Below are 18091 nucleotides of genomic sequence, written 5' to 3'. Positions count from 1 at the left end.
AAGGCTTCAGTCGGCGTAAGCGGCAGTGCTGCGGCCTACGCCGACTGAGAGCGAGAACCCTCATCCGGCCCTTCGGGCCACCTTCTCCCATTGGGAGAAGGGACCTGTGAGGGTGATCAGCCGATGCGCGGGTCCAGGTCGCCGGCGGCGTAGAGCTTGGCCATCTGGGCGGTGGACAGGGGCTTGATCTTGGACGCCTGGCCTTCGCAGCCGAACTGCTGGTAGCGCTCGATGCACAGCTTCTTCATGGCTTCCTTGGCGGGCTTCAGATAGGCGCGCGGGTCGAACTCGCTGGGCTTCTCGGCCAGAACCTTGCGGATGGCGCCGGTGATGGCCATGCGGTTGTCGGTGTCGATGTTGATCTTGCGCACGCCGTGCTTGATGCCGCGCTGGATTTCCTCGACCGGCACGCCCCAGGTCTGGGGCATTTCGCCGCCGTAGGCGTTGATGATGTCCTGCAGGTCCTGCGGCACCGAGGACGAGCCGTGCATCACCAGGTGGGTGTTGGGCAGGCGGCGGTGGATTTCCTCGATCACGTTCATGGCCAGGACGTCGCCGTCGGGCTGACGCGTGAACTTGTAGGCGCCGTGCGAGGTGCCCATGGCGATGGCGAGGGCGTCGACCTTGGTGGCCTTGACGAAGTCGACGGCCTGATCCGGGTCGGTCAGCAGTTGAGAGTGGTCCAGCTTGCCTTCGAAGCCGTGGCCGTCTTCGGCCTCGCCCATGCCGGTCTCCAGCGAGCCGAGCACGCCCAGTTCACCCTCGACCGAGACGCCGCAGCTGTGGGCCATCTCGGTGACGCGGCGGGTGACGTCGACATTGTATTCGTAGGAGGCGGGGGTCTTGGCGTCTTCTTCCAGCGAGCCGTCCATCATCACCGAGGTGAAGCCGTACTGGATGGCGGTGGCGCAGGTCGCCGGGCCGTTGCCGTGGTCCTGGTGCATGCAGACCGGGATGTGCGGATAGAGCTCGGCCAGGCCGTCGATCAGCTTGGCCAGGATGATGTCGTTGGCGTAGTTACGGGCGCCGCGCGAGGCTTGGATGATGACCGGGGCGTTGACCTCGTGGGCCGCCTCCATGATCGCCAGACCCTGCTCCATGTTGTTGATGTTGTAGGCGGGCAGGCCGTAGTCGTTTTCCGCCGCGTGATCGAGCAACTGTCGCAGCGTGATGCGCGCCATGGGTAGTCTCCTGAGCCGATATTGTTTTGCGGAGGCTTTAGCCCGGAGGCGGATGGAAGTCACGCCGTGTAACAGGACCAATCCGGTGTTCTGTAAAGCCTGTGGCAAAGAAAACCCCGTCTCTGCAAGGAGACGGGGCTGAAAGATACGGAAAAAGGTCAGGTCAGGCGCGCAGGGCCTCGACCCCCGGCAGGACCTTGCCCTCCATCCATTCCAGGAAGGCGCCGCCGGCGGTGGAGACGAAGGTCATGTCGTCGGCCGTGCCCGCGTGGTTCAGGGCCGCGACCGTGTCGCCGCCGCCGGCCACGGCGATCAGCTTGCCGGCGTGGGCCAGTTCGGCGGCGTGCTTGGCGGCGGCCACGGTGGCCTTGTCGAAGGGCGGGACCTCGAACACGCCCAGCGGGCCGTTCCAGATCAGGGTCTTCGACAGGTCCATGGCGCGGGTCAGGCGGGCGACGGTTTCAGGACCGGCGTCCAGGATCAGATCGTCGGCGGCGATGCGGTCCAGGGCGCGGACGCCCGACTCGATGCCCGGCTTGACGCCCTTGGCCACCACGACGTCGACCGGGAGCAGCAGCTCGCAGCCCTGACGGCGGGCTTCCTCGATGATCTCGCGGGCGGTGTCGGCCAGGTCCTTCTCGCACAGCGAACCGCCGACATCGACGCCCTGGGCGAACAGGAAGGTGTTGGCCATGCCGCCGCCGATGGCCAGGTAGTCCAGCTTGGCGACCAGGTTCTTCAGCAGGTCCAGCTTGGTCGAAACCTTGGCCCCGCCGACGATGCCGATGACGGGTTTTTGCGGGGCGCCGAGGGCGGCGTCCAGCGCCTGAAGCTCGCGCTTCATGGCCTCGCCAGCGTAGGCGGGCAGTAGGCGGGCCAGCCCCTCGGTCGAGGCGTGGGCGCGGTGGGCGGCCGAGAAGGCGTCGTTGACGTAGAGGTCGCCCAGTTCCGCCAGCTGGGCGGCGAAGGCCGGGTCGTTCTTTTCCTCGCCCTTGTGGAAGCGGACGTTCTCCAGCAGCAGCACGCCGCCGGCGTCCAGATCGGCCACGGCGGCCTTGGCGTCATCGCCCACGCAGTCGTCGGCGAAGCGGACGGGGCCGTGCAGCAGCAGCTCCAGCGGCTCGACCACGGGACGCAGGCTCATCGAGGCGACGCGCTCGCCCTTGGGGCGGTCGAAGTGGGCCAGCAGGACGACCTTGGCGCCGGCTTCGCGCAGGCGGTGGATGGTCGGCAGGGCGGCCTTGAGGCGGGTGTCGTCGCTGACCTTGCCGTCCTCCATCGGCACGTTGAAGTCCACGCGGACCAGAGCGGTCCGGCCGGACAGGTCAGCGGCGTCGTCGAGGGTGCGGAAGGTCATGGTGGCATTTCCAGGTCTTCCTTCTCCCTGTGGGAGAAGGTGGCCCGCAGGGCCGGATGAGGGTCGAACGTATCAGTCGGCGTAAGCCGTGGTCAGGGTGTGATCAAGCTGCGTGCGCGCGAATGGCGGCGGCGATGAGTTCTGGTTGGCTCAACGCCTGAGTGTTGGTGAAGCGGAAGATGGTCCATCCTAGGGCTTCAAGCTCGGTCTGCCTCAGGTGATCGCTGGTCACGACCTCGTCCCGATCATGGACGCCGCCGTCGATCTCGATCACCAGTTTCAGACGATCGCAGGCGAAATCCGCGACATATCGGCTGATCGGATGCTGGCGGCGGAACTTGTGGCCGTCGATCCGGCCACCTCGCAGCAAGCCCAGACGCGCTGTTCGGCCAGTCCGGCGTCTTGTCGAAGCGTGCGGGCGAAGGCGGTGCGTTCCACAGTCATGGCCGCCGACCCTCACCCTTTCGCGCTGCCAATCGCCTTTGGCTCTTGGGCGCTCAAGCCCTCTCCCATCGGGAGAGGGCTCAGCGTTTCGTCTTACAGGAACTTGGCCATCACCAGGGCGGTGTCGGCCATGCGGGTCGCGAAGCCCCACTCGTTGTCGTACCAGCTGAGGACGCGGGCCAGCTTGCCGTCGATGACCTGGGTCTGCGGCAGGGCGGCGGTCGACGAGGCGGCGATGTGGTTCAGGTCCGACGAGACCAGCGGGTCGGTCGTGGTGAACAGGACGCCGTTCATCGGGCCGTCGGCGGCGGCTTGCAGGGCCGCGTTGATTTCCTCGACGGTCACGTCGCGGGCGGCGACGACCTTCAGGTCCACGACCGAGACGTTCGGGGTCGGGACGCGGATCGACGAGCCGTCCAGCTTGCCCTTCAGTTCCGGCAGGACCAGGCCCAGGGCCTTGGCGGCGCCGGTCGAGGTCGGGATCATGGACAGGGCGGCGGCGCGGCCGCGGTACAGGTCCTTGTGCATCGTATCCAGCGTCGGCTGGTCGCCTGTGTAGGCGTGGATGGTGGTCATGTAGCCGCGCTCGATGCCGAACAGGTCGTTCAGCACCTTGGCCACCGGGGCCAGGGCGTTGGTGGTGCACGAGCCGTTCGACACGACGATGTCGTCGGCCGTCAGGGTCTCATGGTTGACCTTGAAGACGATGGTCTTGTCGGCGTTGTCGGCGGGGGCCGAGACCAGGACGCGCTTGGCGCCGGCCTTCAGGTGGGCCGAGGCCTTGTCCTTGGAGGTGAAGATGCCGGTGCATTCGAAGGCGATGTCCACCTTCAGTTCGGCGTGCGGCAGGTTGGCCGGGTCGCGCTCGGCGGTGACCTTGATCTTGCCGGTGCCGACGTCGATCCAGTCTTCGCCGCTCGTCACGGTGCCGGGGAAGCGGCCGTGCACCGAGTCATAACGCAGCAGGTGGGCGTTGGTCTCGACCGGACCCAGGTCGTTGATCGCCACGACCTCGATGTCCTTGCGGCCATGCTCGACGATCGAGCGAAGCACGAGGCGGCCGATGCGGCCGAAGCCGTTGATGGCGACGCGAACGGTCATGGGGAGGTCTCCTGAGCAGGGCGGATGATGTTCGGCGGCCTTAGTGGGACGGAGCGCGCGCGGTTGCAACCCCGTCGCCGTAACAAGGTGTGATCGCCTGTAACCGTCCGGGCGCGGCGAGAGCCGATTCAGGTCGGACGGTTCCCCGAATCCGCCAGCCTCGGGGACGGGCGCAGGGTCTCAGCAGCAGCGGAAGGCGCCGCCGGCCCCGAAGCGTCGCGCCTCGTGCAGGCGGAAGAAGGCGGTGCGGTCCAGCGGCGGCTGCTCGGGGTGGGTCGCCTCGGCATGGGCGACATAGACCTCATAGTCGGGCTGGCCGACCATGAGGCTGGCGGTGCGGCGGGCGTCCTTGCCCCACCGCACCAGGGTGTCGCGACAGACGCAGAGCAGGTCTGCGCCGCCAGCCGGCTCCGGTGATGCGGGCGCGGGCCTAGGCACGGGCCGTGTCCATGGCTTCGTCCTCCAGCGTCAGCTCGTGGGCGGCGGGTTGCTCGACCACGGTCGGGTGGTTGATCTTCCGGGCCTTGAGGCAGGCGCGCACGCCGTAGACCACCATGGTCAGGACCACGAACAGGAAGCCCGCGGTCAGGGCCGAGTTGACGTAGTCGTTGATGATGATCCGGTGCATGTCGCCCGCCGTCTTGGCCGGGGCCAGGATGTCGCCGGCGGTCAGGGCGTCCTGATACTTCCGGGCGTGGGCCAGGAAGCCGATCTTGACGTCGGGGTGCAGCAACTTCTGGAAGCCCGCCGTCAGGGTGCAGATCAGCAGCCAGACCGCGGGAACCGCCGTGGCCCAGGCGAAGCGCTCGCGCTTCATCTTGAACAGAACCACGGTGCCCAGAATCAGAGCGACGGCGGCCAGCATCTGGTTGGCGATGCCGAACAGCGGCCACAGGCTGTTGATGCCTCCGAGCGGATCGACCACGCCGGTGTAGAGGAAGTAGCCCCACAGGCTGACCGTCAGAGCCGTGGCCACGACGTTGGCGGTCCAGGACTTGGTCTCGCGCATCTTGGGCACGGCCACGCCCAGCAGGTCCTGGATCATGAAGCGGCAGACGCGGGTGCCGGCGTCGACCGTGGTCAGGATGAACAGGGCCTCGAACAGGATGGCGAAGTGGTACCAGAAGGCCATCATGGCCTTGCCGCCGATGACGCCCGACAGGATATGCGCCATGCCGACCGCCAGGGTCGGGGCGCCGCCCGCGCGCGACAGGATGGAGTGTTCGCCCACGTCGCGGGCCAGTTGCTCCAGTTCAGCGGGCGTGATGTGGAAGCCCCACTGGGCCACGGCGGCGGCGGCCGAGGCGGCGTTGTCGCCGATCACCGCGACCGGGCTGTTCATGGCGAAATAGACGGCCGGATCCAGCACGGTGGCGGCGATCAGGGCCATGATCGCCACGAAGCTTTCGCACAGCATGGCGCCATAGCCGATCAGCGGGATCTGGTTCTCGTTCTCTAGCAGCTTGGGCGTGGTGCCGGACGAGATCAGGGCGTGGAAGCCCGAGACTGCGCCACAAGCAATGGTGATGAACAGGAAGGGGAAGAGGGCGCCGGAGAAGACCGGGCCGGTGCCGTCGATGAAGGGGGTGATGGCGGGCATCTGGACGTGCGGGCGCACGATCAGGATGCCGACGGCCAGGGCGACGATGGCGCCGATCTTCAGGAAGGTGGACAGGTAGTCGCGCGGGGCCAGCAGCAGCCAGACGGGAATGACCGAGGCGATGAAGCCATAGGCCATCATGGCCAGGGCCAGGGTCGTGCCCGACAGGGTGAAGGCCGGGCCCCAGAAAGGATCGGCCGCGATGTGACCGCCGCCGATGATGGCCAGGATCAGCAGGACCACGCCGATGACCGAGACCTCGCCCACGCGGCCGGGCCGCAGATAGCGGGTATAGAGGCCCATGAAGATGGCGATGGGGATGGTGGCGGCGACCGTGAAGGTGCCCCACGGGCTTTCAGCCAGGGCCTTGACCACGACCAGGGCCAGAACCGCCAGAATGATGACCATGATCATCAGCACGCCGACCTGGGCGATGATGCCGGGGATGGGGCCCATCTCGGTGCGGACCATGTCGCCCAGCGAGCGACCGTCGCGGCGGGTGGACATGAACAGGACCATCATGTCCTGCACCGCGCCCGCCAGAACGGCGCCGACGAGAATCCACAAGACGCCGGGCAGATAGCCCATCTGCGCCGCCAGCACCGGCCCGACCAGCGGTCCCGCGCCTGCGATGGCCGCGAAATGGTGGCCGAACAGGACGTTGCGGGGCGTGGGCACATAGTCCAGCCCGTCGTTGTGCCGCACGGCAGGCGTCGGCCTGCGCGCGTTCAGCCCCATGACCTTTCCGGCCAGGTAGCGGGCGTAGAAACGATAGGCGATGGCGTAGACGCAGAGCGCCGCCACCACGATCCATACGGCGCTGATGCTCTCGCCCTGATGCAGGGCGATGACGGCGAGGGCTATGGCCCCCAGTATGGCGATGGCGCCAAAAATTAGCGCGGTCTTGAGCTTGCCCATGGCGAAACGGTCCTCCGGGCCGACTAGGTGCGACCTTTCGGCATTTCTGAACCCTTTATGGGCTTGGCGCCAATCGACAAAAGTCGAAGAAGCGTAGCCGCGAGCATGGCTGGGGTCTCAACCCTCTCCCGGCGGGAGAGGGCTTGAGCTTCGGAGAGCCGAAGGCGATCCGCCAAGCGAAAGGGTGAGGGGCTTGTCTTGCCCGTCGGCGTAAGCCGTCGCGTTGACGATCAGCCACGGCCTTCGGCCGACTTCACCCGCGAACCCTCACCCTTTCGCCCAACCAATCGCTGCGCTCTTGGGGGCTCAAGCCCTCTCCCATCGGGAGAGGGAGAAGGATTACGGAGCGACCACCCGCACCTTGCCTGCCGCCTCGGTCGCCCGCGTGCGGGCCTGATCCGTGTCGGCGCCGCGCGCCAGGGCAACGCCCATGCGGCGACGCTCGAAGGCTTCGGGCTTGCCGAACAGGCGCAGGTCGGCGGTCGGGACCGACAGGGCCTCGGCCACGCCTTCATAGACCACGCCCTCGGCCTCCATCCCGCCGTAGATGACGGCGCTGGCGCCCGGCTCGCGCAGGGTCACGTCCACCGGCAGGCCGAGGATGGCGCGGGCGTGCAGGGCGAACTCGCTCATGACTTGCGTGGCAAGCGTCACCAGTCCGGTGTCGTGCGGGCGTGGCGAAACCTCCGAGAACCAGACCTGATCTCCAGTGACGAACAGCTCAACGCCGAAGACGCCGAGCCCGCCCAGGGCGTCCGTCACCTTGCCCGCGATGTCCTGAGCCGCCTTCAGCGCGGCCTCGCTCATGATCTGCGGCTGCCAGCTTTCGACATAGTCGCCCTTCTGCTGGCGATGGCCTATGGGGGCGCAGAAGTCCGTGCGGACCGCGCCGTCACGCAAAGACCGTACGGTCAGCAGGGTGATCTCATAGTCGAAGTCGATCTTGCCCTCGACGATGACCCGGCCGCCTGCGACCCGGCCCGAGGCCTCGGCATAGGCCCAGGCGTCCGCGACCTGATCGGCGCTCTCGACATAGGACTGACCCTTGCCCGAGGACGACATCACCGGCTTGACGAAGCAGGGGAAGCCGACGGCCTCGGCCCCCGCCGCCAGTTCCTCGGCGGAACCGGCGAAGGCGTAGGGGCTGGTCGGCAGGCCCAGTTCCTCGGCGGCCAGACGGCGGATGCCCTCGCGGTTCATGGTCAACTGGGTGGCGCGGGCAGTGGGGATGACGCGGGCCAGACCCGCCGCCTCGACGGCCGCCAGGACGTCGGTGGCGATGGCCTCGATCTCCGGCACGATGATGTGCGGGGCCTCGGCCATGATGATGCCGTTCAGCACCTGAGGATCGGTCATGGGGATGACGTGGCTGCGGTGCGCCACCTGCATGGCCGGGGCGTTGGCGTAGCGGTCGACCGCGATCACCTCGGCGCCGAGGCGTTGCAGCTCGATGGCCACCTCCTTGCCCAGCTCGCCGGAGCCCAGCAGCATGACGCGGGTGGCGTGGTCGGTAAGCGGCGTGCCGATCTTCATGGTGTCAGGCTCCGGTAGCGGGTTCGATCAGGTCCCAGGCATTGCCGTAGAGGTCTTCGAAGACCACCACCTTGCCATAGGCTTCGTGACGGGGCGTTTCGCGGAAGACGACGCCGGCCTCCAGCCAGGCGGCGTGGTCGCGCATCAGGTCGTCGGTATGGAGGAAGAGCCAGACGCGGCCGCCCGCCTGATCGCCGATCCGTGCGACCTGTTCCGGCGTCGCGGCGCGGGCCAATAGAAGCGAGGTCTGGCCGCCTTTGGGCGTGACGCGGACCCAGCGTTTGCCGCCGCCCATGTCTGTGTCTTCGCTGAGGTCGAAGCCCAGCTTGCCGACGTAGAAGGCGATGGCCTCGTCATAGTCGCGGACCAGCAGGCTGACGGCGCCGAGGTGGCTCATGGGGCGGTCTCGGGCGCCGGCACCGCATAGAGGCGGCGGAAGGCGTCCAGTGCGGCGCCGTGATAGATGCTGGCGTGGCTTTCGGTCGGGCGCGAGGTGAAGTCCCATTTGACGCCGGGCAGGGCGTGATCACGCAGGTTGGCGGTCAGGACGTCCATCGGCGCCTGCATCTCCTCGCCCTCGTCGCCGAGCGTCAGGATCAGGGTGCGCGGGTCGTTGGAGTGGTCGCGCAGATGGGCCCCCGACTGCCGCGCCAGCTGGCCGCCGTCCCACCACAGGCTGGGGCTGACGGCGACATAGGCGTCGAACATCTGCGGCTCTTTCAGGAAGGTCTCGACCACGAACAGCCCGGCCAGGGACTCGCCCATCAGGGCCGTCTCGCCGCTGGTGCGGAAGCGGCCTTCGATGAAGGGCATGACCTCGTCGGACACGAAACGGCGGAAGCGGTCGGACTGCCCCTGCGTCGGATAGCGGGCGATCAGCTCGGCGTTCTCGGTCGGCAGGGCCAGCTCGTTGCGGCGGTCGACCGAGGCGATGCCCACGACGATCACATCGCGCGTCGTGCCGACGACGGTCCCCAACTGGGCGATGCCCGAGATGTGGTGGAAATCCTGATCCTGTCCGCCGTCCAGCACATAGAGGATCGGATAGGTCTGGCCGCTTTCCGTATAGCCGTGCGGCAGCCAGACATTGATCTGGCGCGCCTGGCCCATGATGGCCGAGGGCAGGGCGTAGGAGCGGCCGATGACGATGGGCGTCTCGGCGACGGCGGACGCGTCCTCGACTGCGGCGGCGAGGGCGGTTGCGCCGCCCGCCATCGACAAGCCGAGGCTCAGGACGAGGGCGAGGCGGCGCATGAGGCTTACAGCCGGGCCTTGGCGGCTTCGACCACGGCCTCGGCGGTGATGCCGAACTCGCGGTAGAGGATTTCGGCCGGGGCCGAGGCGCCGAAGCCGGTCATGCCGACGAAGCCGCCGTCCTCGCCGATAAAGCGTTCCCAGCCCTGCTTGATCGCGGCTTCAACGGCGACGCGGACGGTGCCGCGCCCGATGACGGCGTCCTGATAAGCCTTGGGTTGCTGCTCGAACAGGGCGAAGCAGGGGACCGACACCACGCGGGTGGGCACGCCTTCGGCCTCCAGCGTCTCGGCAGCCTTCAGGGCCAGGGCGACCTCGGTGCCGGTGCCGAACAGGGTGACTTTCGCCTCGCCGTTGGCGGCCTTCAGCTCATAGGCGCCCTTGCGGGACAGGTTCTCGCCCGCGTCGGTGACGCGCACGGCCGGGGTCTTCTGACGCGACAGGCACATGGCGGTCGGCGTGGTCTTGTTCTGCAGGGCGACCTGCCAGCATTCCAGCGCCTCGACCGTGTCGGCGGGGCGCATGGTCAGCAGGTTGGGGATGGCGCGCAGGGCGGCCAGATGCTCGACCGGCTGGTGCGTCGGGCCGTCTTCGCCCAGGCCGATGCTGTCGTGCGTCAGGACGTGGATCGCCCGCACGCCCATCAGGGCGCCCAGACGGATGGCCGGACGGCTGTAGTCCGCGAACGCCATGAAGGTGCCGCCGTAGGGGATGACCCCGCCGTGCAGGGCCAGGCCGTTCATCGCCGCGGCCATGCCGAACTCGCGGATGCCGTAGTTCAGGTAACGACCGGCATAGTCCGGCGCATCCAGGATCTGGGTGTTCTTGACGAAGGTGTTGTTCGAGCCGGTCAGGTCGGCCGAACCGCCGACCATTTCGGGGATGGCGTTGAACACCGTCTCCAGCGCCTCGCCCGAGGACTGGCGCGTGGCCAGGGCGGGCTTGTCGACGACCAGCGACTTCAGCTTGGCTTCAAGCGCCTCGAAGGCGCCGGTGGGCAGGTCGCCGGCCATGGCGCGGGTGAAGTCGTCGCGCTGGGCGTGATTCAGCAGACGGCCTTCCCAGGCCTTGCGGGCCTTGCCGCCCTGCTTGCCGACCTTGGCCCAGGCCTTCTGCACGCCTTCGGGCAGTTCGAACGGCTCGAACGGCCAGTGCAGGGCCTGACGGGTGGCGGCGATCTCGGTGGCGCCCAGGGCGGCGCCGTGGGTCTTGTGGCTGCCCTCCATGGTGGCGGCGCCCTTGCCGATCTTGGTCTTGCAGGCGATCAGCGTCGGCTTGTCCTGCTTGGTCGCCCAGGCCAGGGCCTTCTGGATCTGCTTGTAGTCGTGGCCGTCGATGGCCTTGACCGCCCAGCCCGAGGCCTTGAAGCGGGCCAGCTGATCGGTGGCGTCCGACAGCGACACCTTGCCGTCGATGGTGATCTCGTTGTCGTCCCACAGCACGCACAGCTTGTTCAGCTTCAGGCGGCCGGCAAGCGCAATGGCCTCCTGCGACACGCCTTCCATCAGGCAGCCGTCGCCGGCGACGACCCAGGTCCGGTGATCCACCAGATCCTTGCCGAAGCGAGCGGCCAGATGGCGCTCAGCCAGGGCGAAACCGACCGAGGTGGCCAGACCCTGACCCAGGGGGCCGGTCGTGGTCTCGATCCCGGCCATGTGGCCGTACTCCGGGTGGCCGGCGGTCTTGAAGCCCCACTGACGGAAGTTTTCCAGCTGTTCGCGCGTCGCGTCCTTGTAGCCGGTCAGGTGCAGCAGGCTGTAGATCAGCATCGAGCCGTGGCCCGCCGACAGGATGAAGCGGTCGCGGTCGGCCCAGTCGGGGCGGCTGGCGTCAAACTTCAGGAATTTCGAGTAGAGGACGGTGGCGACGTCGGCCATGCCCATGGGCATGCCGGGGTGGCCGCTCTTGGCCTTTTCAACGCCGTCCATGGACAGGACGCGGATGGCGTCGGCCATCTGCTTGGGCGAAGGCTTGGCGAATGCAGCTTGGGCGTCGGTCACGGCGAGACCTTTCCTCAGGAACAGGATAAAGCGGGGGCGCGCCGCCTTTACCCCGACGCGCGCACAGGTTCTATACGGAATCTGGACGAAAGGACCCCAATGGACGCCGTTACGGCCGCAAAGACACGCATCGACAAGGCCCTGGCCCTGCTGGAACGCAGGGTGCTGGAGCTGAAAGCGCGTCCGGCCACCGCCCCCGCCATCACCGACGACGACCTGTTCGCGCCGCGACCGTCGAACGCCGCCGACCTGGTGCGGATCACCGAACTGGAAGCCGCCGGTCGCGACGCCGCCGAGGCCCTGGGCCGCGCGGCCGAGGCCGTGCGCGAGGTTCTGGCCGAGCAGGAGGCGCGCTGATGGCGACCGTCACGGTAGAGGTCAACGGCCGTTCCTATGCGGTGGGCTGCGCCGACGGTCAGGAAGAGCGCGTCCGTATTCTGGCCCGCCAATTCGACACCCATGTGCGCCAGATCGCCGGGGACGTCGGCCATGTCGGCGACCTGCGCCTGTTCCTGATGGCCTCCCTGATGCTGGCCGATGAACTGCACGAGGCGCGTCAGCGGCTGGAAAGCGGGCAGGGGCCGGCGGTCGAGGACGGCCCGAAAAAGGCCCCCCCGCCTCCGCCGGGCGACGGCGTGGCCGAGGCGCTGAACGCGGTGGCGGCGCGCATCGAGAAGATCTGCCAGACGATCTGACGACTCTGATCTTTCCTCCCTGTTCGCGGAGCGAATGGGGAGGTGGATCGGCGGCGTAGCCGACGAGACGGAGGGGACGACTCCACGGCTGACGTTTGTGCCGCCCCCTCCACCGCTACGCGGTCCCCCTCCCCACAAGGTGGGGAGGAAAGGGTGAGCGTTCGCCATTGTTGAAACGCCCCGGACCGCCTATCTTGTCCGACGGCGGGTCCTGCTGCGGCTCACGTCGAAGACAACATATCCTTCTGACCTTAATTCACTCATAGGGATCTGTCCCTGTCCGGGCTCGAGGGCTTGGGCATACGGAGCCCACCTGGCTACCCAGGTCGAGAGGATTTAAACCGTCTTCACGGTTCACGCGGCGCCGCCACCCCATCTTTTTTGCGCTATCGCTCGCCGCGCGGGGGCTCGCTGCTTGAGCGCGTTTCTCCTCCCCACTTTGTGGGGAGGTGGATCGGTCGCGCCAGCGTCCGAGACGGAGGGGCCGTTTCCGCAATGGAAGCCCCTCCACCGCTACGCGGTCCCCCTCCCCACAAGTGGGGAGGAAAGACGGGCGGGCTGGTGTAGAGAAGTCCCATGACCTCCAAACACGAACTCCGCGCCGCCATGCGCGCCCTGCGCAAGCGGCTGGCCGAGGTCGACAATGAAGCCGCCGAGCGCGCGGCCGGTCACGCCGAGGCCCTGCCTTCGGGGCAGACCGTCGCCCTCTATCGCGCCATGGGGTCGGAGCTGGACACGGACGCCCTGGCCGTCGCTCTGCATCAGGCGGGGCGTCGCCTGTGCCTGCCGGTGGTCATCGAGCGCGACGCGGCCATGATCTTTCGCGCCTGGGCGCCGGGCGAGCCGCTGGAGCTGGACGCGGCCGGCTGCCCCGCGCCCCTGCCGCTGGCCGAGACCGTGACGCCTGACCTGATCCTGACGCCCCTGCTGGCCTTCGACGCCCACGGCGGGCGGCTGGGGCAGGGCGGGGGCTATTACGACCGGACCTTCGCCGTCCTGCCGGACGCGCTGCGTGTCGGCTTCGCCTATGCCGGGCAGGTGGTCGATCGGCTCGATCTGGAGCCGCACGATATCCGCCTGCATGGCGTTTTGACCGAGACCGGCTATAGAGCGGTCCCATGAGATTGGCGTTTTTCGGTGACGTGGTCGGCAAGTCCGGGCGCGATGGTTTGGCGGATCATCTTCCGGGGCTGAGGCGCGACCTCAGGCTCGACTTCGTGGTGGTCAACGCCGAGAACGCGGCGGGCGGTTTCGGCATCACCGAGAACACGGCCAACGACATCTTCAACGCCGGGGCTGACGTCCTGACCCTGGGCAACCATAGCTGGGACCAGCGCGAGGCCCTGACCTATATCGTGCGCGAGCCGCGCCTGATCCGCCCCGCCAACTATCCGCGCCTGATGGACGCGCCGGGACGGGGCGCCGACGTCTTCGTCACCGCCGACGGTCGCCGGGTGCTGGTGATCAACGTGCTCGGTCGCGTCCACATGGACCCGATGGACGACCCATTCAGCGCCGTCGAGCGCGAGCTGGAGGCGGCGCCGCTAGGCGTCGTCGCCGACGCCGTCATCGTCGATATGCACGCCGAGGCGACCAGCGAGAAGATGGGCATGGGCCACTTCTGCGACGGCCGCGCCAGCCTGGTGGTCGGCACCCACACCCACGTTCCGACCGCCGATGCGCAGATCCTGCCCCACGGCACGGCCTATCAGACCGACGCTGGCGGTTGCTGCGACTACGACTCCGTCATCGGCAATGACAAGGAGGAGCCGCTGCGCCGCTTCACCACCCGTCTGTCGGGCGGGCGCTACACCCCCGCCAGCGGTCCGGCCACCATCTGCGGCGTCTTCGTCGAGACGGACGACCGTACCGGCCTTGCCAAGCGCGTCGAGGCCATCCGCGTCGGCGGGCGCCTGAGCCAGGCCATCCCCCAGGTCTAGGCGGCGGGCTGATCGCGCCGCGCCCGCAGCCGCAGCCGCATGGTTCGACTGCTGCGCAAGGTCACCTGATGCACGGGGCGTGGCTCTATCGGCGTGACGGCCTCGACCTCGGCGGCCTTGAGGATTTCCGTCAGGGCGATCACGGCCTCCTGCATGGCGAAGGCGGCGCCGATGCAGATGCGCGGGCCGCCGCTGAAAGGCAGCCAGGCGTAGCGGTCGATGGACTTGCGGTTCTCGGGCAGGAAGCGTTCGGGGCGGAAGGCGTCGGGTTCGTCCCACAGCTTTTCATGCCGATGGATGACCCAGGGCGCGATCAGCACGCTCTGGCCCGCCTTGACCTCATGACCGCCGATCACGTCGTCCTCCAGCGCTTGCCGGATCATGGCCGGGGCGGGGGGGAACAGGCGCATGGCCTCCTCGATCACCGCCCGGTGCCAGACCAGGTCGCGCACGCCCGAAGGGTCGCGGTCCCAGCCGTCGGCTTCCGCCTTCAGGATGTCGGCCACCCGTTTGTCGCGGCTGATCAGATGCAGGGTCCAGCCCAGGGTCCGGGCCGTCGTCTCATGCCCGGCCAGGATGAAGGTCAGGATGTTGGACGCGACCTCGTGGTCCGAAAGGCCCGAGCCGTCGCCTTCGTCGTCACGGGCGCTGAGCAGGGCGGTCAGCAGGTCGTCAGGCGCGTCCCCGTCCTGTTCGATCCGGGCGCGCCGACGGGCCACCAGGGCGTCGACCCTCTCCTTGAAGAAGCGGGCGTCGCCGTTTGAGGCGACGCGGCCCAGACGGGGAATCCAGTCCGGCGCCTTCAGCGCGTCCAGCGGGCTGATCCGCGCCCCGACCGACAGGAAGTGGTTCAGCGCCTTCTCGAACCCCGCCGCGTCGCCGTCCAGATCGTCCGAGAACAGGGTCGCCGACAGGATGTCGAAGGTCAGGCCGCTCATTTCGCTGTCGATGTTCAGCACCCGCGCGCCGTGTTCCAGCCGCCAGCTCTCGACGCGGCGCCGACAGACCCGGTCCATGACTTCGGCGGTGCGCGCAGTGTGGGCGGGGGTGAAGAGGGGGGCCATGATCCGCCGCGCCCGTCGCCACTGCTCGCCCTCGGTCAGCAGCAGACCGTCGGCCAGCATGGGGCCCAGAACCCGCCTTTGCAGGTCGCCCTTTACGTAGTTGGCGGCGTTGTCGGTCAGGACATGGCGCACGCCCGCCGGATCGCTGATCACCAGGGATCGGCCCAGCGGCGACTGGCCCGAGATGTACAACTCCTTGAAATGGGCCTCGCCCCATATGGCCAGAGGATCACGCCAGCTCTGCCACAGGAAGGGCAGCAGGCTGAGCCTTTCCGTCCGGCGCGGCGGTGTCCAGGGACGAAAGGTCGAGGCGGCGGCGTCGGTCATGGAACGCTCCTTCTCAGGTTCGCTCCATAGTTATTGACGATATTGTCAAAAGAAAGGGCCTTGCCCCTATTGCGAAGTCGCTGCGTCCCGCGCCATCGCGGCTTGCCGGGCTTCCAGCGCGCGCAAGCGGCCTTCGTCAGCGCGCAGATCGGCCGTCAGCTGACCTTTCAGGGCCGGATCCGTGGTCGTAGCCAGGAGGGCGCGGGTGTCTTCGACCGCCTGACGACGGGCGGCGATCAGGCGCGCCAGTTCCTCGCCCGCCTCGGCGGAGGGCCGTGACGCCGCCTCTTCCTCGGTGGTCTTCAGCGCCGCGGCCTGCCGGGCGGCCGCCGCGTCGCGCAGGGCGTGCTGGACCGGGTCGCCGCCTTCGAAGTCGCAGGCGGCCAGCAAGGCCGCGCTGCAGACTACGACAATGGCGGCGCGCTGGCGCATCAGCCCTCGATCCAGTTCGGCATCCAGCCTTCGTGGATTTCGCGCAGGTGGGCGACAGGGATGCGGTACAGCTCGCCCTTCGGACCCGAGGAGGCGAAGTCCGCGCCCTTGGCGACGCCGACGACCGAGGCGTGCAGACCGGCCTCATGCGTCTTGGCGATCAGGGCCTCGGCGTCCGAAACGGCGACCAGATAGCGGGCCTGGTCTTCGCCGAACAGGAAGCCGTGGGCGTGGGCGGCGCTGGAGGCGTTCAGCTCGATGCCGACGTCCGAGGCCAGGGCCAGGTCGGCGGCGGCGCCGACCAGACCGCCGTCCGACAGGTCGTGGACGACCGTCAGTTCGCCGGTTTCGATCAGGCCGCGCACGAAGTCGCCGGTCTTGCGTTCCAGCTTCAGATCCACCGGCGGCGGAGCGCCGTCTTCGCGGCCCAGAACCTCGCGCAGATAGATCGAGGAACCCAGTTCGCCGTGCGTCTGGCCGATCAGAACCAGCACGTCGCCCTCGACCACGCCGCCGAAGCCGGTCACGACGTCATAGTTGGTCAGCAGACCGACCGCGCCGACCGTCGGGGTCGGCGGAATGGCGACGCCGTTGGTCTCGTTGTAGAGGCTGACGTTGCCCGAGACGACGGGGAAGTCCAGTTCGCGGCAGGCCTCGGCCATGCCATCGGTGGCGCGGACGATCTGGCCCATGATCTCGGGGCGCTGCGGGTTGCCGAAGTTGAGGTTGTCGGTGATGGCGATGGGACGCGAGCCCACGGCGGTCAGGTTGCGCCACGCTTCCGCAACCGCCTGCTTGCCGCCTTCATAGGGGTCGGCCTGGACATAGCGCGGGGTGCAGTCGCTGGTGACGGCCAGGCCCTTGTCCGTGCCGTGGACCCGGACCACGCCGGCGTCGGCGCCGGTCGAGGAGTCCTGAAGGGTGTCGGCCATGACGTGGCGGTCGTACTGTTCCCAGATCCAGCGCTTGGACGCCATGTCGGGGCAGGCGATGACCTTGATCACCGCGTCGTTCCAGCTTTCCGGGGCGGGAACCTCGGCCGGGTCGAGACGCGGCTGCAGTTCCGGCTGGACCCACGGACGGTCATACAGCGGCGCGTCGTCGAACAGCGGGGCCAGCGGCACGTCGCAGACCACCTCGCCGTGATGCTTCAGCACCAGATGGCCGGTGTCGGTCGTCTTGCCGATGATGGCGAAGTCCAGGCCCCACTTGGTGAAGATGCGATAGCCGACATCCTCGAAGCCGGGCTTCAGGACGGCCAGCATCCGCTCCTGGCTTTCCGACAGCATCATCTCATAGGCGGTCATGCCGGTTTCGCGCTGGGGCACCTTGTCGAGGTCCAGCTCGACGCCGACGCCGCCCTTGCCGGCCATTTCGACCGATGAAGAGGTCAGGCCGGCCGCCCCCATGTCCTGAATGGCTGCCACGGCGCCCGAGGCCATCAGCTCCAGCGTGGCTTCGATCAGCAGCTTCTCGGCGAAGGGGTCGCCGACCTGGACGGTGGGGCGCTTCTCTTCCGAATCCTCGGTGAACTCGGTCGAGGACATGGTGGCGCCGTGGATGCCGTCGCGGCCCGTCTTGGAGCCGAAGTAGACCACGTCATGGCCCGCCTGCGGCGCGGCCGAGTAGTAGATCTCGTCGGCCCGTGCCAGGCCCACGCACATGGCGTTGACCAGGATGTTGCCGTTGTAGCCCTTGTGGAAGTTGGTCTCGCCCGCGACCGTCGGCACGCCGACGCAGTTGCCGTAGCCGCCGATACCAGCGACCACGCCCTTGACCAGGCGCTTCGACTTCTCGTGCGACGGATCGCCGAAGCGCAGGGCGTTCAGCAGGGCCACCGGGCGGGCGCCCATGGTGAAGACGTCGCGCATGATGCCGCCCACGCCCGTCGCCGCGCCCTGATAGGGCTCGATGTAGGAGGGGTGGTTATGGCTCTCCATCTTGAAGATGCAGGCGTCGCCGTCGTCGATGTCGATGACCCCGGCGTTCTCGCCCGGGCCGCAGATGACGCGCTCGCCCGTGACGGGGAACTTCATCAGCTGCTTCTTGGAGGACTTGTAGGAGCAGTGCTCGGACCACATGACCGAGAAGACGCCCAGCTCGACCTGGTTGGGCTCCCGGCCCAGCCGGTCCAGCAGGACCTCATACTCGTTCGGAGCCAGACCGTATTCAGCGGCCAATTCTGCGATGGTCTTTTGCGGAGCGCTCATGGGCGGGGCTTCTAGCCGGGTCTGAGCCTCCTGTC

General features: G+C 68.0%; 17 protein-coding genes and 1 other RNA gene. 5 read left to right on the top strand and 13 right to left on the bottom strand.

Annotation, left to right across the window (positions count from 1 at the left end; all coding sequences use genetic code 11):
• Window positions 1-116 precede the first annotated feature (116 nt).
• From fba to tkt, 10 genes are all read right to left on the bottom strand, one after another.
• Window positions 117-1181 (bottom strand): class II fructose-bisphosphate aldolase, encoded by a 1065-nt coding sequence (gene fba, locus ACZ5XO_RS11945; protein ID WP_314430420.1) that lies wholly within the window; start codon window positions 1179-1181, stop codon window positions 117-119.
• Between the two features lie 163 nt (window positions 1182-1344).
• Window positions 1345-2538: a phosphoglycerate kinase gene (locus ACZ5XO_RS11940; RefSeq protein WP_464162558.1), complete on the bottom strand. Its 1194-nt coding sequence runs from the start codon at window positions 2536-2538 to the stop codon at window positions 1345-1347.
• 103 nt (window positions 2539-2641) lie between these two features.
• Entirely contained in the window at window positions 2642-2908 is a 267-nt protein-coding gene (locus ACZ5XO_RS11935) for an endonuclease domain-containing protein (RefSeq protein WP_464162557.1), read from the bottom strand.
• Window positions 2909-3075: 167 nt separating this feature from the next.
• Complete coding sequence (gene gap / locus ACZ5XO_RS11930; protein WP_207822693.1) at window positions 3076-4083, bottom strand: type I glyceraldehyde-3-phosphate dehydrogenase; 1008 nt, start codon at window positions 4081-4083, stop codon at window positions 3076-3078.
• A gap of 180 nt (window positions 4084-4263) precedes the next feature.
• Entirely contained in the window at window positions 4264-4521 is a 258-nt protein-coding gene (locus tag ACZ5XO_RS11925) for a YbdD/YjiX family protein (protein ID WP_464162556.1), read from the bottom strand.
• Window positions 4514-6601, bottom strand: a complete 2088-nt coding sequence (locus ACZ5XO_RS11920; protein WP_464162555.1) for a carbon starvation CstA family protein — start codon at window positions 6599-6601, stop codon at window positions 4514-4516. Before ACZ5XO_RS11920 ends, ACZ5XO_RS11925 begins: the two co-directional genes overlap by 8 nt.
• A 339-nt stretch (window positions 6602-6940) precedes the next feature.
• Complete coding sequence (purT, locus tag ACZ5XO_RS11915; protein ID WP_464162554.1) at window positions 6941-8134, bottom strand: formate-dependent phosphoribosylglycinamide formyltransferase; 1194 nt, start codon at window positions 8132-8134, stop codon at window positions 6941-6943.
• Window positions 8135-8138: 4 nt separating this feature from the next.
• A complete protein-coding gene (locus tag ACZ5XO_RS11910; RefSeq protein ID WP_464162553.1) occupies window positions 8139-8531 on the bottom strand; it encodes a VOC family protein in 393 nt (130 codons plus the stop codon).
• Window positions 8528-9388, bottom strand: coding sequence for an alpha/beta hydrolase (locus ACZ5XO_RS11905; RefSeq protein WP_464162552.1), 861 nt, complete (start codon window positions 9386-9388; stop codon window positions 8528-8530). Before ACZ5XO_RS11905 ends, ACZ5XO_RS11910 begins: the two co-directional genes overlap by 4 nt.
• 5 nt (window positions 9389-9393) lie before the next feature.
• Window positions 9394-11343: a transketolase gene (gene tkt, locus ACZ5XO_RS11900; RefSeq protein ID WP_464164917.1), complete on the bottom strand. Its 1950-nt coding sequence runs from the start codon at window positions 11341-11343 to the stop codon at window positions 9394-9396.
• Between the two features lie 144 nt (window positions 11344-11487).
• Between tkt and ACZ5XO_RS11895 the strand changes: the two genes are divergently transcribed.
• From ACZ5XO_RS11895 to ACZ5XO_RS11875, 5 genes are all read left to right on the top strand, one after another.
• A complete protein-coding gene (locus ACZ5XO_RS11895; protein ID WP_105563939.1) occupies window positions 11488-11745 on the top strand; it encodes a hypothetical protein in 258 nt (85 codons plus the stop codon).
• A complete protein-coding gene (locus ACZ5XO_RS11890) occupies window positions 11745-12083 on the top strand; it encodes a cell division protein ZapA (RefSeq protein WP_464162551.1) in 339 nt (112 codons plus the stop codon). The genes ACZ5XO_RS11895 and ACZ5XO_RS11890 overlap by 1 nt, the downstream gene beginning before the upstream one ends.
• 208 nt (window positions 12084-12291) lie before the next feature.
• Window positions 12292-12452, top strand: a non-coding RNA gene (ssrS, locus tag ACZ5XO_RS11885) — 6S RNA.
• A gap of 207 nt (window positions 12453-12659) precedes the next feature.
• Window positions 12660-13205, top strand: a complete 546-nt coding sequence (locus ACZ5XO_RS11880) for a 5-formyltetrahydrofolate cyclo-ligase (RefSeq protein WP_464162550.1) — start codon at window positions 12660-12662, stop codon at window positions 13203-13205.
• Window positions 13202-14023: a TIGR00282 family metallophosphoesterase gene (locus ACZ5XO_RS11875; protein WP_464162549.1), complete on the top strand. Its 822-nt coding sequence runs from the start codon at window positions 13202-13204 to the stop codon at window positions 14021-14023. Before ACZ5XO_RS11880 ends, ACZ5XO_RS11875 begins: the two co-directional genes overlap by 4 nt.
• Here ACZ5XO_RS11875 and ACZ5XO_RS11870 read toward each other — a convergent pair.
• From ACZ5XO_RS11870 to purL, 3 genes are all read right to left on the bottom strand, one after another.
• Entirely contained in the window at window positions 14020-15414 is a 1395-nt protein-coding gene (locus tag ACZ5XO_RS11870; RefSeq protein WP_464162548.1) for a cytochrome P450, read from the bottom strand. The two genes, ACZ5XO_RS11875 and ACZ5XO_RS11870, sit on opposite strands and share 4 nt — an antisense overlap.
• Before the next feature lie 66 nt (window positions 15415-15480).
• Window positions 15481-15846, bottom strand: coding sequence for an indole-3-glycerol-phosphate synthase (locus ACZ5XO_RS11865; RefSeq protein ID WP_464162547.1), 366 nt, complete (start codon window positions 15844-15846; stop codon window positions 15481-15483).
• Window positions 15846-18056 carry a phosphoribosylformylglycinamidine synthase subunit PurL gene (gene purL, locus ACZ5XO_RS11860; RefSeq protein WP_464162546.1) on the bottom strand — a complete coding sequence of 737 codons (2211 nt, stop codon included), beginning with the start codon at window positions 18054-18056 and terminating at the stop codon, window positions 15846-15848. The genes ACZ5XO_RS11865 and purL overlap by 1 nt, the downstream gene beginning before the upstream one ends.
• Window positions 18057-18091 lie beyond the last annotated feature (35 nt).

It is taken from the genome of Brevundimonas sp. T2-11 (assembly GCF_055397675.1).
This window is presented reverse-complemented; position numbering and strand designations above follow the sequence as displayed.